Annotated in this window: 9 protein-coding genes and 1 pseudogene; 3 read left to right on the top strand and 7 right to left on the bottom strand. The window is 69.4% G+C overall.

The window, feature by feature from the left end; translation table 11 throughout:
- Window positions 1–79: 79 nt before the first annotated feature.
- Window positions 80–1711, bottom strand: coding sequence for an acyl-CoA dehydrogenase family protein (locus FCG67_RS07245; protein WP_136908512.1), 1632 nt, complete (start codon window positions 1709–1711; stop codon window positions 80–82).
- Window positions 1708–2454 carry a PaaX family transcriptional regulator C-terminal domain-containing protein gene (locus FCG67_RS07240; protein ID WP_246044915.1) on the bottom strand — a complete coding sequence of 249 codons (747 nt, stop codon included), beginning with the start codon at window positions 2452–2454 and terminating at the stop codon, window positions 1708–1710. Before FCG67_RS07240 ends, FCG67_RS07245 begins: the two co-directional genes overlap by 4 nt.
- A 137-nt stretch (window positions 2455–2591) precedes the next feature.
- On the opposite strand from FCG67_RS07240, the gene FCG67_RS07235 reads away from it, so the two are divergent.
- A complete protein-coding gene (locus tag FCG67_RS07235) occupies window positions 2592–4622 on the top strand; it encodes a prolyl oligopeptidase family serine peptidase (protein WP_136908510.1) in 2031 nt (676 codons plus the stop codon).
- Here the strand turns inward: FCG67_RS07235 and FCG67_RS07230 are convergent.
- Window positions 4591–6996 (bottom strand): serine/threonine-protein kinase, encoded by a 2406-nt coding sequence (locus tag FCG67_RS07230; protein ID WP_136908508.1) that lies wholly within the window; start codon window positions 6994–6996, stop codon window positions 4591–4593. The two genes, FCG67_RS07235 and FCG67_RS07230, sit on opposite strands and share 32 nt — an antisense overlap.
- A gap of 131 nt (window positions 6997–7127) precedes the next feature.
- Window positions 7128–7961, bottom strand: coding sequence for an alpha/beta hydrolase family protein (locus tag FCG67_RS07225; RefSeq protein ID WP_136908506.1), 834 nt, complete (start codon window positions 7959–7961; stop codon window positions 7128–7130).
- Window positions 7962–8006: 45 nt separating this feature from the next.
- Here FCG67_RS07225 and FCG67_RS07220 point away from each other — a divergent pair, with 45 nt between their 5' ends.
- On the top strand, window positions 8007–9143 hold the full coding sequence (locus tag FCG67_RS07220; protein WP_136908504.1) for an N-formylglutamate amidohydrolase: 1137 nt from the start codon (window positions 8007–8009) through the stop codon (window positions 9141–9143).
- Window positions 9144–9155: 12 nt separating this feature from the next.
- Here FCG67_RS07220 and FCG67_RS07215 read toward each other — a convergent pair whose 3' ends face one another.
- Together FCG67_RS07215 and ppk2 are read right to left on the bottom strand one after the other, a co-directional pair.
- Window positions 9156–10502 carry an anaerobic C4-dicarboxylate transporter gene (locus FCG67_RS07215; protein WP_136908502.1) on the bottom strand — a complete coding sequence of 449 codons (1347 nt, stop codon included), beginning with the start codon at window positions 10500–10502 and terminating at the stop codon, window positions 9156–9158.
- A 112-nt stretch (window positions 10503–10614) separates the two neighbouring features.
- A pseudogene (ppk2, locus tag FCG67_RS07210) lies at window positions 10615–11506 on the bottom strand (polyphosphate kinase 2).
- A 182-nt stretch (window positions 11507–11688) separates the two neighbouring features.
- On the opposite strand from ppk2, the gene FCG67_RS07205 reads away from it, so the two are divergent.
- Complete coding sequence (locus tag FCG67_RS07205) at window positions 11689–12126, top strand: phage holin family protein (RefSeq protein ID WP_136908498.1); 438 nt, start codon at window positions 11689–11691, stop codon at window positions 12124–12126.
- A 103-nt stretch (window positions 12127–12229) separates the two neighbouring features.
- Here FCG67_RS07205 and FCG67_RS07200 read toward each other — a convergent pair whose 3' ends face one another.
- Entirely contained in the window at window positions 12230–13249 is a 1020-nt protein-coding gene (locus FCG67_RS07200) for an alpha/beta hydrolase (protein WP_136908496.1), read from the bottom strand.
- Between the last annotated feature and the right edge of the window lie 401 nt (window positions 13250–13650).

Here is a 13650-nt window from a genome sequence, read left to right as displayed (position 1 = left end):
CCCCTCGCCTGACCGAGAAGGGCCCCGCACCGTGTGGTGCGGGGCCCTTTTCACGCGCTGGGCGGCGCGCAGCTGTGGGCTACGCGGGGGTGGGGACGACGCGCTCGATGATCGGCGCGAGGTCGAGGCCGGTGGGCAGGGTGCCGTAGACCGTGCCCCAGTCGCCGGCGAGGCGGGTGGCGAGGAAGGCATCGGCGACCGCCGGATTGCCCGACCGCACCAGCAGCGAGCCCTGCAGCGCCAGCGCCAGCCGGCCGACCACGACGCGGGAGCGGTACTCGAGGTCGTCGAGATCGGTGAACTGCGCCTTCAGCGCGGCGACGTAGGCGTCGTATCGGGGGTCCGCACCGGCCGCGGCGTCGAGCTCGTCGAAGAACACCCTGAGGACCTCGGGCTGCTTGGCCAGGGCGCGCAGGGTGTCCAGGGCGGCGACATTGCCGCTGCCCTCCCAGATCGACCCGAGCGGGGCCTCGCGGTAGAGCCGCGGCATCCCGGACTCCTCGATGAAACCGTTGCCGCCCAGGCATTCCAACGCCTCCGCGGCGTGGCCCGGCCCGCGCTTGCAGACGTAGTACTTCGACACCGCCAGGCCGAGGCGGCGCAGCAGTGCGGCACGCTCGTCGCCCCGGAGTGCGGCATCGGTCTGCGTGGCCAGCCACAGCGCGACCGTGGTGGACGCCTCCGCCTCGACGGCGAGGTCGGCGATCACGTTGCGCATCAACGGCTTGTCGATCAGCAGGCCGCCGAACGCGCTGCGATGCGCGGCGTGGTGGGCGGCCTGCCCCACCGCCTCACGCATCAGCGCCGCGGCGCCGAGCGTGCAGTCCAGGCGGGTCATGTTGACCATCTCGATGATGGTCCGGACCCCACGCCCCTCCTCGCCGAGCCGCCACCCGATCGCGTTGTCGTACTCGACCTCGCTGCTGGCGTTGGACCTGTTGCCCAGCTTGTCCTTGAGTCGTTGCAGCGCAATGGTGTTCATGCTGCCGTCCGGCAGCACCCGCGGCAGCACGAAGCAGGTCAGCCCGCCCGGCGCCTGCGCGAGGGTGAGCAGGATGTCCGACATCGGCGCCGAGGTGAACCACTTGTGCCCGACGATCCGGTAGCTGCCGTCCCGGTGCGGGGTGGCGGTGGTGGTGTTGGCCCGCACGTCCGAGCCGCCCTGCTTCTCGGTCATCGACATGCCGGCGATCAGGCCGCGCTTGAGCGCGGTCGGGGCGACGGACGGGTCGTACTGATCGTTGGCGAGCAGCGGCTCGAACTCGGATGACAGCTTCTCGTCCGCCCGCAGCGCCGGGACGGCGGCGTAGGTCATCGAGATGGGACAGCCGTGTCCGGCGTCGGTCACCTGCCAGGCGGTGAACTTCGCGGCCCGGATCAGGTGTGCGTTGTCGCGCTTGTCGCGCCACGGTGCGCCGTGCAGACCGAACCCGATCGCGTGCCGCATCAGGTCGTGATAGGCCGGGTCGTAGTCGACCCGATCGACCCGGTTTCCGTAGCGGTCGTGCGTGCGCAGGATCGGCGGGTGCGCCTCGGCGCGCTCCCCCAGTTCCTTGGCGTACGCGCTGCCGGCCAGCGTGCCGACCTCGTGGACCTCGGCAAGAGCGTCGGCGGCGCCCGCGGCGGTCAGGATCTCGTCGAACAGCGGGTGCCCGGCGGTGTCGTAATCCACCAGCGGCGGAACCTGGTTGGTCACCTCGTGTGTCTTCACGGCTTGCCCCTCACTTCCTCGCGCATGGCCAGCTCGGCGAACTGAGCGCGGTAATCGTCGTAGGCCCAACGCAATTCGTCGGCGGGCCAGTTCTCGGGGAGCAGTTCATCGGGCAGCGCCGGGTCGGTGCGCAGGTGCCGCACGGCCGCGGCCGCGGCCATGAACCGCTCCTGGGACTGCTCCGGCACCCTCAGGGCGCCGAGGATGAGCCCGGCCTCGACGGACCAGGCGTCGAGGTCCCACAGTTGCGCGACCAGGGCGCCGGGATCCTCGGGGACCGCGGCGAACCGGTGCACCTCGTCGAGCCGCGGCAGGTCGTGCCCGGTCAGGTTGGCCGGACGCATCCACACCCCTTCCCGCAGTTCGGCGTACCGATGGTCGGCGAGGGTGGTGCGCAGCACGCCGCGCGCCCCGGCATCGCGGCCGGACACCACGACGACCACCTGGTCCCAGCGGCCGTCGAACGGGACCCGCCGCGGGTTGACCAGCGCCTCCTGCAGGGCCTGCCGCTCCAGGTGCCTGGCCCCGAGCAGGTACATCGAGTCCTTCGTGACCAGGTCGCCCGCCGCCACCATCCGCGACAGCGCGGCGCGCATGGTCGACGGCGCGACGCCGAACAGCTCCCCGGTGCGGGTGATCTCGCGCGCCGACATCCGGGCCGGGCGCATGCCGAGGAGCAGGCTCAGCGCCACCGACCGTGCGGTCATCGGCGGCGTGAGCTCGGCGAGCGTGCGAACCGGCATGGGACCTCCTCGCTGCTGTTGCAAAATCACAACAGCTGTCTCAAATGTGTAGCACTCCGAGCGGCGGTTGGGAACCCCCTGCCGACGCGCGGTCCCCTCCTGCGCGCGGATCCGCACGTCAGGGGTATCAATGAACAATGGCTTCCGACCTGCACGACCCCTACCTCTGGCTCGAAGACGTCACCGCCGAGCCCGCGCTGGACTGGGTGCGCGAACGCAACGGCCGCACCACCGGCGAGTTCACCGAGAACGCCGGGTTCGAGGACCTGCAGACGCGGATCCGGGCGGTGTTCGACACCGATGCCCGCATCCCGTACGTCCGGCTCCGCGGCGAATACCTCTACAACTTCTGGCGCGACTCCGAGCACGTCCGCGGCCTCTGGCGACGGACGACGATGGACGAGTACCGCACCGACGCCCCGAAGTGGGACGTGCTGGTCGACGTCGACGAGCTCGCCGAACGCGACGGCGAGAACTGGGTGTGGTCCGGCGCGCAGGTGCTGCGCCCCGGCCAGGGGCGCGCACTGGTCAGCCTGTCGCGGGGCGGCGCCGACGCCACGGTGACCCGCGAGTTCGATCTGGAGCGACGCTGCTTCGTCGAACCGTCCGACGGTGGCTTCTTCCTGCCGGAGGCCAAGACCGACATCGGCTGGATCGATGTGGACACGGTGTACGTCGGCACCGACCTCGGGCCGGGCACGCTCACCGATTCCGGCTACCCGCGGATCACCAAGCGCTGGACCCGCGGCACCGACATCGCCGAGGCCGTCACCGTGTTCGAGGGCGAGCAGACCGACGTCGCGGTGTCCGCCTGGTACGACCGCACCCCCGGGTTCGAGCGCAGCTTCGTCGAGCAGTCCATCGACTTCTACAACTCCCGGCGCTTCCAGCTGCGCGGCGACGGCTCCCTGGTGCGGATCGAGACGCCAGAGGATGCGGGCCTCTCCGTGCATCGGGAATGGCTGCTGATCCGCACCAGGTCCGCCTGGTCCGTCGCCGGGCACGAGCACCCGGCCGGCACCCTGCTGGCCGCCCGGTATGGGGACTATCTCGCCGGATCTCGTGACCTGACGGTGCTTTTCGCGCCCGACGCCCACACCTCGCTCGAGCAGTACGTGTGGACCCGCAACCACCTGCTGCTGGTGACGCTGTGCGACGTGCAGACCCGGCTGCGGGTGCGGACACCGGGACCGGGCGGCTGGACGGACGTGCCGCTCGAGGGGGTCTCCGAGCTCACCACCACCGACGTCCTGGACGTGGATCCGGTCGAGGGCGACGAGTTCTTCCTCAACTCGAGCGGGTACCTCACGCCCGCGACGCTGCTGCACGGCACGGTCGGCGAGCAGATCGAGGTGCTCAAGCAGTCGCCCTCGTTCTTCGACGCGGATTCGCTCGCGGTCGCCCAGCACTTCGCGGTGTCCGAGGACGGCACCCGGATCCCCTACTTCGTGGTGCGCGGGAAGGACGCCGAACCCGGACCGACGCTGCTGTACGGCTACGGCGGTTTCGAGAACTCGATGACCCCGGCGTACAGCGGCTCGACCGGCCTGGCCTGGCTGGAGCGGGGCGGCACCTATGTGGTCGCCAACATCCGCGGCGGCGGCGAGTACGGGCCCGAGTGGCACACGCAGGCACTGAAGGCCGGACGGCACAAGGTGTTCGAGGACTTCGCCGCCGTCGCGCGGGACCTCGTCGAACGCGGGATCACCACGCCCGCCCAGCTGGGCGCCCAGGGCGGCAGCAACGGCGGGCTGCTGATGGGCGTGATGCTCACCCGGTACCCGGAACTGTTCGGTGCCATCGTCTGCCAGGTTCCGTTGCTGGACATGCGCCGCTATCACCTGCTGCTGGCGGGCGCGTCCTGGATGGCCGAATACGGCGACCCCGACGACCCCGCCGAATGGGAGTACATCTCCCGGTACTCGCCGTACCAGAACACCGACCCGGAGGCGGCGTATCCGCCGGTCCTGATCGCGACGTCGACGCGTGACGACCGGGTGCATCCCGGCCACGCCAGGAAGATGGCCGCGCGACTCGAGGAGCAAGGGCACCGCACCTGGTACTACGAGAACATCGAGGGCGGGCACGGCGGCGCCTCCGACAACGCCCAGCTGGCGTTCAAGACGGCGCTGACGTTCACGTTCCTCTGGTCACAACTGGCGCCCTGATCGTGCGCTCGTGTCGGGGCGTCTGGACGGACTCAGGGGCCTCGATCTCGGCGGCGTAGCCGCGGGTGCCTCCCAGCGACACCACCCGCGTCAGGGCCCGCAGGTCGCCCTCGACCCACCGGAACAGTTGGTACACACCGATGAACGCGATGATGCCGCCGATGCACAGCGCGCGGACGGTGGCGTTGACCGTGTTGCCGGGCTCGGCCCCGACGAAGCTGAGCCCGGCGACGCCCACCAGAGGGACCGACGCGGCCACCGCGACGTAGCGGGTGGTGCTCCGGCCGAGCGCCCGCAGGTCGCGACCGTCGGCGCTGCCGATCTCCCCGTGCGACAACAGGATCGGGTACACACAGCGCACCGCGTAGAACGTGAGGATGAAGAACGGGTACGCAACGGCCACAGCCCCGCAGACCGCGAGCGAGGCGATCAGGTGCGAATAGGCCTGCGACGGAATGCCACCCGCCGCGGCCTGCAAGACGATCGGGTAGCCGACCCCGGCGACCACCCAGAGCACGAAGGCGACCACGACGGCGCGGTGACCCAGGTTCAGGGTCGCGGTGCGCGCCCGTGCCAGGATCTCGGGGGCGTACCGCTGCCCCCGCCGTAGACCGCGCGGGACGATCAGCGCGAGCCGGCACCAGTAGAGGATGAGGAACGCGCCGAGGGGGAACGCCAGCCCGCCCACGATCAGGTGAACCTGTTCGAGATGGTCCTGGGCCTCCGGCGAGAGCTCGGAGATGATCAGCGCCTTGTTGTAGTAGTAGTTGTAGCCCGCGGCCAGCAGGTTCGGGATGCCGATCGCGGCCAGCAGGATCGGGAGCGACCACCGCGACAGCGTCGACCGCCAACTCCCGGGACGCGGATCGACGAGGTCGCGGGCGTGTGGATCCAGGCACAGCGCGAACTGGCGTGCCAGCTTGCGGCCGCTCGACCAGCGGTCCGCGGGGTCGAAGGCGAGGGACGTCATCAGCACGCGGCGCAAGGCGGCCGGGCAGTCGGCCGGGAGCCGGGCCCTGGCGTCGGGATCGACCCCGCGGCGCCGGATCGCGAGCACCTCGCCCGGCGAGGCCTGCGATCCGCCCGCGGGGGCGTCCGCGAACGGGCGGACCCCGGTCAGCAGCTCCCACAGCATCACCCCGAGCGCGTAGATGTCGCTGCGGGTGTCGATCGGCGGCGCGCTCGCGGCCGATTCCGGGGACACGGCGGCCAGCTGTTCGGGCGCCATGTACGCGACCGACCCGCCGACGAAGCCGGACCGGCCGGCCGGGTCGACGCTGTCGCTGGAGCTGACGTTGAAGTCGGCGAGCTTCGGGACGCCCTCGACGCTCAGCAGCACGTTGGCCGGCTTGATGTCGCGGTGCAGCACGCCGTGGGCGCACGCGTACTCGAGCGCGTCGGCCAGTCGCAGCCCGATCCACGCCACCGTCTCCGGCCACGAGAGCTCCGCGATCTCGGCGCGCACGCTCGACTCGCTCGGCCCGATCTCCCCCTTGCGCGCGAGGATCTGGTCGATCGAATCGAGCAGGAGCTGACCGCTCCGCCGCTCCGGCGGGGTCGCGCGGACGAGCTTGACCACGTCGAGCAGCGTGCCGCCGGACACGTACTCCATGACCAGCACCCGCACCTGCCGGTCCTCGAACAGCCTCTGGTCGAAGACCCGGACGATGTACGGGTGGTCGAGCTGGGCGAGGGTCTGCGGCTCGCTGCCGACGTTGCGGGAGATCTTCAGCGCCGCGGGGCGCAGCATCGACAGCTGCCTGGCCAGGAACACCCGGGCGAACGCACCGTGCCCGAGCTCCGCGATCAGTTCGAAGTCGTCCAGCTGCTGCCCGACCGCGAACTCGGCGTTCTCGGGCAGGTCGATCGGGCCGGGCGCACCGTGGCGTCCCGGCAGATCGTGCTCGCGCAGCCATTCGAACCGGTCGGCCTGCTGCGGGAAGCCGCGCAGGTACTCCTCCGGCTCGACGCTCGCCCCGCTGGCGCGGCGCACCCGGTACTCCTCGTACACGAGCTCGGGCGGCAGCGGCTCCGCGAGCAGTTCGGGGAACTCCCGGCAGTAGTCGGCGATTCGTTTCGGCTGGCCACCGCGCAGCCACCGGTACTCGAGATCGACCATGATCAGGTCGATCAGTGCCGCACGCCGGATCGCGGCCGCGTCCGGCAGATAGTCCGACAGGTCGGACGGCGACCGGGTCGCCTCCCAGTCGGCGACCAGGCGCCGTACGCCGGTGTCGACGACGAGCCCCGCTTCCGGGCGCGTGCCGGTCGAGTCGGAGACGGACGAACTCACGTGCACGGCGGTACGGGGGGCCACCTCGGTCAGCGGCCCGCTTGCGATCGTCGCGTCACTCGGGCGAACGGGTTCATCCATGGCGGATCGGTTCCGAGCCGACCGCACGGTGCGGGCGGGTCGTGGTGATCACATCCAGGGTATCCCCGCCGAGTGTGCAGCTACGGGTACATCGCCCGAGTGGGACGGACCGTAGGTGCACACTCGGCGGGTCAGGCACGGTCGTGCAGCCACTCCACGATGCGGCCGACGGTGCTGTCCGGGCTGCGGATCCAGCCGTTGTGGCCCAGCGGCTCCGGCTGATGCCAGGTGGTCAGGTCCGCTTTCGGCATCTTCGCTACCAGGTTCTTGATCGCCTGACGCGGCGCCAGGTCGTCGTCCTCCATGGAGATCGACAGCACCGGCAGGGTCAGCCTGCCGATCCGCTCCTCGTAGTCGATGTCGGCTCCGGTCGGCTCGATGGCGCCGGTGCGCGCGAACCTGGACCAGTCCCCGATCAGCACCTTCGACTGCCTGCCGAACCCGCCGACGTCCAACCGGTCCCCCGGCCAGAACCCGGCGACGTTCGCCGTCACCGACATCGCCGCCGACCCGGCCAGCAGCGCCGCGCCGCGTACCACCCCGTGGCCGCGGTGGTACGGCGAACCCGACGCCACCAGGATCAGCCCGCCGAGCTTTCCCCTGGCCCTGGCCGCGTACATCACCCCCAGCTGCCCGCCCATGCTGTGACCGAGCAGGTACGGGGTGCTGTCCGGGAACCGCTCCCGCACGACCTCGAAGGTGGCCGGATAGTCGACGGACGCCAGTTCCTGATACCCGTAGCTGCTGTCCACGCCGGGCCGGGGCCTGCTGTCGCCCTGCCCGCGGAGTTCACCGACCGCCGCATTGAATCCGTGTGCGACCAGCGCCTCGGCGACCGGATCGTAGAATCCGCCCGGCACGCCGAGCCCCGGGAAGATCACCACCACCGGCGCCGCCTCCCGGCCTGCGAACAGCCGTACCGCGATGGTGGTGCCGTCGGGCATCTGAATCGGAATGGTGGCCACGGTCCCATACTCTCTCGCCGCGGCGCCTGCCGATAGGGTTCGGACATGGCAACCGCTGATCCGCTGTTCCTGCCCGCAGGCACCGTGTTCGCGCCTGACGACCTGATCTTCTACGCGGACCGCGGCCACCGCAGCCTCGACCAGGCGCTCGCCGACGCCGATCTGCTTGTCAGTTGCCCACATTCGGGGTCCGCCATCCCCGAGGAGCTCGGCGAGTTCCTCGCGCCCGAGTTCACCCGCCGGTTGCAGTTCGACTTCACCGACTGCTCCACCAGCCCGGTGGTACGCCGCTGGGCGGAGATCGACCCCCGCATCGTCTACGTGGAGAACCCCCATCCCCGGATGGTGCGGGACCCGAACCGTGCACGCCCCGAGGACCTGTACGCCACCCTGCGTGAGGCGTTCGCACGGGTCCGCGCCGCGGGTCCGGGGAACAAGGCCGACCTGAGCGGGGTCGATGCCATCCGCCCGGTGACGTTCTCCTTCTACCCGCTGCTGCGCGAGCCCGCCGACGACGCGGGCCTGCACCGGCTCGCCGACACCTTCGCCGAGGTCGCCTCCCGCGGGCTCGACGTCTACGAGCGGACCCGCGACGACCTCATCGAGCGGATGGTGGCGCTCACCTTCGAGCGCGCCGAGAAGTCCACCGGGCCGGTCGAGTTCACCACGCTCTCCTTCCACGACACGATGAACCACACCACCACCAGGGACGGCGCGGTGAACGTCGAGCGCGCCGAGGCCGACCGGCTGCCCGATGTCGTGGCGCTGTCGAACCGCGGGGACGACCGCGGCGAGCCGCGCAAGGCACAGAGCGGGGAGCCGCGCGGCAACAACCCGGTGAGCATGGCCCCGCAGGCCGTCCGCGCGCTGGCCCAGTCGCACCGGGTGGGCTTCGCGGTGGCAGACCCCGGCGCCGTCATGCTGAATCAGCCGTACCTGGGCAGCCACGAGATCATCACCGCGGGTGCGCGATTCCGCGAACTCGGGCCAAAGGCCGACGCCGCTGGGGTGGCGCTCGGCGCGGTCCAGGCGGAGTTCCGGCGGGAGTTCCTGCTCGGCCCCGACCTCACCGCCGAGCTGATGCGGCCCGGCGTTGGCTGGCCGGAGCCGGACGCCGACCGGGTGGACATGCTCGCCCACGCGTGCAAGGCCAGCTGGGACGGCTACCGGTCCCGCCGATAGCCCCGACCGCGGTCAGCCCAGGAGGGCCCCGAACGCCATGCCTGCCGCGATGGTGGTGACGGCCAACACGATCGTCGGGACGAAGAACGAGTGGTCGACCAGCTTGGTGCCGAGCTTGGTGCTGCCCGACTCGTCGAAGTTGGCGGCCGCGATCTGTGATCCGTTGGTGGGCAAAAGGTAGATGCCGGCGAAGGCGCCCGCCCACATGCCGGTGAGCAGACCGGGCGCGAGTCCAGCCGCCAGGCCGATCGGCACGATGGTCCTGGTCGCCGTCGACTGGCTGGTGGTGAGCACACAGACCAGGAAGACGCCGAGGGCGAAGATCCAGGGCCAGGCGTCGACCCAGTCGCCGACGGTGCTGGTGATCAGCTCCTGGTGGGCGCTGATGAAGGTGTCGGTGAGCCAGGCCAGACCGAACAGAGCGATGGCCGAGACCATGCCTGCCTTGAACACCGTCGAGCCCGGAATCTCCGCCACGTCCGGGCGGCACACGAGCAGGATCAGCGTGCCGACCACGAACATCATCATCTCGATGATCGGGGTCATGCCCATCGGCGAGCCGTCGGCCGATTCCGGGCGAATTCCCTTGAACAGACCGAAGACCACGATGGCCGCGACACCGAGCAGGAAGATGATGGCGGCATTGCGACCCTGCGTGGTCGACTTCAGCTCGACCGCACCGGGGCCGCTCGCGGATGCGGCCGAGGGCGCGAGGAGCTCGCCGGACGCGATCCGGGCCTGGATCTCCTGATCCTCGTCGATGTCCTTGCCCAGTCGGTTCACGACGATCGAGGACAGCACGATGCCGACGATCGCGGCGGGCAGCGTGATCATGATGATGTCGATCAGCTCGAAGTTGTACGGCGCGACATCGGTGAGGGTGACCATCGCCGCCATCGCCGCCGAGACCGGGCTACAGGCCAGGGCCACACCGGTCGCCACGACGGAGAGCGAGAGCGGACGCGAGGGCCGGACACCGTTGCGGTACGACGCGTCGTAGATGACGGGCAGCAGCGGATACAGGATGTTCGACGTGCCCGCGCCCACCGCGAACAGGAACGAGACCAGCGGTGCGATCAGCGTGATCTGCTTGGGGCGCTTGGAGATCAGGTTCGCCGCGATCGTCACCATCCAGTCGATGCCGCCTGCCGCCTGCATCATCGACGACGCCAGCACCACGGACAGGATGATCAGCAGCGCGTCGACCGGCGGGCTGCCCACGTCCTCCCGGAACACGAAGACCAGCACCGCCACACCCGCGCCGCCCCACAAGCCAAGTGCCACACCGCTGGAGCGGGTGCCCATCACGATGCAGCCGAGCACGACGATCAGTTCCAGGGCGATCTTCAGCGCATCCACGCAGGTCCACCTCGTCTATCCACGGAAACGTTTGTTGTGTCAAACACTGGTTTCGGTGATGCTACGGCGTGCCCGACGGAATCGGTGAGACCTCCCGCCGAGCTCGGGCCGGTCAGTCTCCCAAGGAGTCTCGCGCCCGGCAGACGATGCGCGGATCCGGGGTTCCGACCACCTCGTCGTCCCGGTTCTCGTAGTCGAAGCGGCTGAGCACGTGCCGCATGGCGTTGATCCGGGCGCGCTTCTTGTCATTGCTCTTCACGACGGTCCACGGCGCGATGTCGGTGTCGGTGAACCTGATCATCTGCTCCTTGGCTGCCGTGTACGACTCCCACTTGTCCAGCGACGCAAGGTCCATCGGGGAGAGCTTCCACTGCCGGACCGGGTCCACCTGCCTGATCGCGAACCGGGTGCGCTGCTCGTTCCTGGACACCGAGAACCACAGCTTGATCAGGCTGATCCCCTCGTCGACGAGCATCTGCTCGAAGAGCGGGGCCTGCCGCAGGAAGCGCGCGTGCTGGTCGTCGTTGCAGAAGCCCATCACCCGCTCGACACCCGCGCGGTTGTACCAGGAGCGGTCGAAGAGGACGAGCTCCCCGGCCGCGGGCAGGTGCTCGACGTACCGCTGGAAGTACCACTGACCCTGCTCACGGGCGGAGGGCTTCTCGAGGGCCACCACCCGTGCGCCGCGCGGGTTCAGGTGCTCCGTGAACCGCTTGATGGTGCCGCCCTTGCCCGCCGCGTCCCGACCCTCGAACACGATCACGTGCCTGCGGCCGGTCGCCTTGGACCAGTTCTGCAGTTTGAGCAACTCGATCTGCAGCAGCCTCTTGGCCATCTCGTACTCGGCGCGCTCCATCCGCTCCGCGTACGGGTACCCCTCGCGCCAGGTGTCGACGGTCCGCCCATCCGCCGCGCTGACCAGGATCGGGTCGTCGTCAATCGTCGTCCCGGACCGCGAACGCGGAGGTGTCGGCGAGGTCCACTGGGTGGTCGAATTCGGTCATCCGCGGACGGTAACCGCCGTGCTCGTCGGCGCGGTGTCGCCCAGGTGAACGCTTGCACCGCACCTCGGCGCGCTCCGCGATTCCACCTGATCCAATAACGGACGCATAACGTCGATGCATCAATCAATTGAGTCGGCAACGAAAGCCCGATCGTGCCCGTCGCCGGCGCTCATCCTGGCGACATGACCACCTCGAGTCCGACCCCAACCAAGCTCTGGGTTCCCCGCATCCTGACCGCACTGGTCGCGAACGGTGTCGTGCTGTGGATCGCCGATCTGGTCCTCGGCCCGTTCCACATTTCCTATCCCCTGTGGTTCATCGTCGGCACGATCCTGTTCACCTTGGCCACGCTGTTCGTCAAGCCGATCATCACCCGCATGCTGAGCACCGTGCCGGGACTGCGCGCCTACACCTGGGTCGTCAACCTGGTCGCGACGTACCTCGTCCTGCTCATCGTGGTGCTGCTGACGAACGACTTCCAGATCCGGGGCTTCTGGACCTGGGTCTGGGCGACGCTGATCATCTGGATCGGCTCGGTGGTCTACGACGAATTCGACGACAAGCTCGAGTCGACCATGAGTTCGGGCCTACACAGGGCCTCCGGTAACCAGGCCGACTGATCGCCTCGCCGGGGGCAGACCCCGCCCCCGACGACAAGACGGCGCCGACCCCGCGTACTCCGCGGGATCGGCGCCGTCGCTGTCGCCTGAGCTGTCGGGCCTGCTACAGACCGATCGACGCGGCCAGCATCGGCCACGACTTGTGCAGGTCGTCCTGCCAGTAGCCCCACGAGTGGGTGCCGTTCGGCCGGAAGTCGACGACGGCCGGGATGCCGAGCTCACCGAGCCGCTTGGACAGGGTGTTGGTGCAGACCAGGGTCGCGCCCTCGATCAGGCCGCCGAGCAGCGCCTGGTTGGCCAGACCGGAAACGCCACCGGTCTCCTCCAGGTTGTCGTGCGCTCCGGGCAGGCCGTTGCCGGTCGAGATGTACAGCTGGGTCCCGCGCAGCTTCTCGGCGTTGATGACCGGGTCGTTCGCCACCCAGGCCGCGTCGTTCTTCGCGCCCCACATGTTCTCGACCTTGGCGCCGCCCCGCGACTCGACGACCATCTTGATGTAGGCCCGGCCCATGTCGGTACTGGTCTCGGCACAGCCGCTGTAGGAGGCGACGCTCTTGTAGAGGCCCGGGGCCGCGATCGCCAGGTTGAGCACCGAGGTGCCGGTCATGGAGAGGGCGGCGATGGAGTTCACGCCGTTGGCCTTGAACTCGGAGTCGATCAGCGGCGGCAGTTCCTTGGTCAGGAAGGTCGTCCACTTGTTGCGCCCGAGCTTCGGGTCGTCCTTCTGCCAGTCGGTGTAGTAGCTGAAGGCACCACCGATCGGGGTCACCACGTTCACATTCTTGTCCGCGAAGAACGTCGCGACATCCGTGCGGCGCTGCCAGGTGGCCGAATCCTCGCCGCCGCCCGCGCCGTTGAGCAGGTACAGGGTCGGCCGCGGCGCGCTGGTGTCCATCGGGCGCTGAACCTTGACCGGGATGGTCTTGCCCATCGACGCCGAGTACACGTACGCGGTCACCTGACGCCCGCTGCCCTCGACCCGCTCGACCTTCGAGCCGGACTGCTCGCCCGCGGGTGCGGCGGTGGCGAGTCCGCCCGCGCCGATCAGGGGAAGGATCATCAGGGCCGCAGCGGCTGCTGCCAGCCGCGCCTTGCGGGCGCCGGATCGACGAAGGTTGCTCATGTGTGCTGCACCTGACTGTCTATGGGCCGAGACCGGTGGGTGTTCGGTACTTCTCTACAGAACGGGGGTCCACGCGCAGGTACGCATGGACCCTCGGCTTGCTGCGGGTGATCTTACGCAGGCACAGCGCCTGCGTGGTCAGCGATCCCGCGCCGACAGTCTCACCCGGAAGGCGTACGACTGTCCCCGGAATCGCAAAACTGATCCCACAGCAGACGGCGGCCGGGCTCCACACGGGAGTCCGGCCGCCATCTAGGGGGATCAGCTGAACTGGCTCAGCAGCTGGTAGAGCTCGAAGAGCGAGATGATGGTGCTGATGGAACCCATGTGATCCTCCAAGAATTGACCTACCGCAGAAACTGCGTGTGACCCCTCGCCACAGGAAACGAACATAGTGGATC

Origin of the sequence: Rhodococcus oryzae, from assembly GCF_005049235.1 — a bacterium.
Classification (GTDB): Bacteria; Actinomycetota; Actinomycetes; order Mycobacteriales; family Mycobacteriaceae; genus Rhodococcus_G; species Rhodococcus_G oryzae.
The sequence above is the reverse complement of the archived record's forward strand: the minus strand, read 5'-3'. Positions and strand labels throughout refer to the sequence as shown.

Coding starts and splice junctions, on each gene's coding strand:
- FCG67_RS07240 (WP_246044915.1), bottom strand. CDS start 2,454: ATGCCGGTTCGCACGCTCGCCGAGCTCACGCCGCCGATGACCGCACGG.
- FCG67_RS07235 (WP_136908510.1), top strand. CDS start 2,592: ATGGCTTCCGACCTGCACGACCCCTACCTCTGGCTCGAAGACGTCACC.
- FCG67_RS07230 (WP_136908508.1), bottom strand. CDS start 6,996: ATGGATGAACCCGTTCGCCCGAGTGACGCGACGATCGCAAGCGGGCCG.
- FCG67_RS07220 (WP_136908504.1), top strand. CDS start 8,007: ATGGCAACCGCTGATCCGCTGTTCCTGCCCGCAGGCACCGTGTTCGCG.
- FCG67_RS07205 (WP_136908498.1), top strand. CDS start 11,689: ATGACCACCTCGAGTCCGACCCCAACCAAGCTCTGGGTTCCCCGCATC.
- FCG67_RS07200 (WP_136908496.1), bottom strand. CDS start 13,249: ATGAGCAACCTTCGTCGATCCGGCGCCCGCAAGGCGCGGCTGGCAGCA.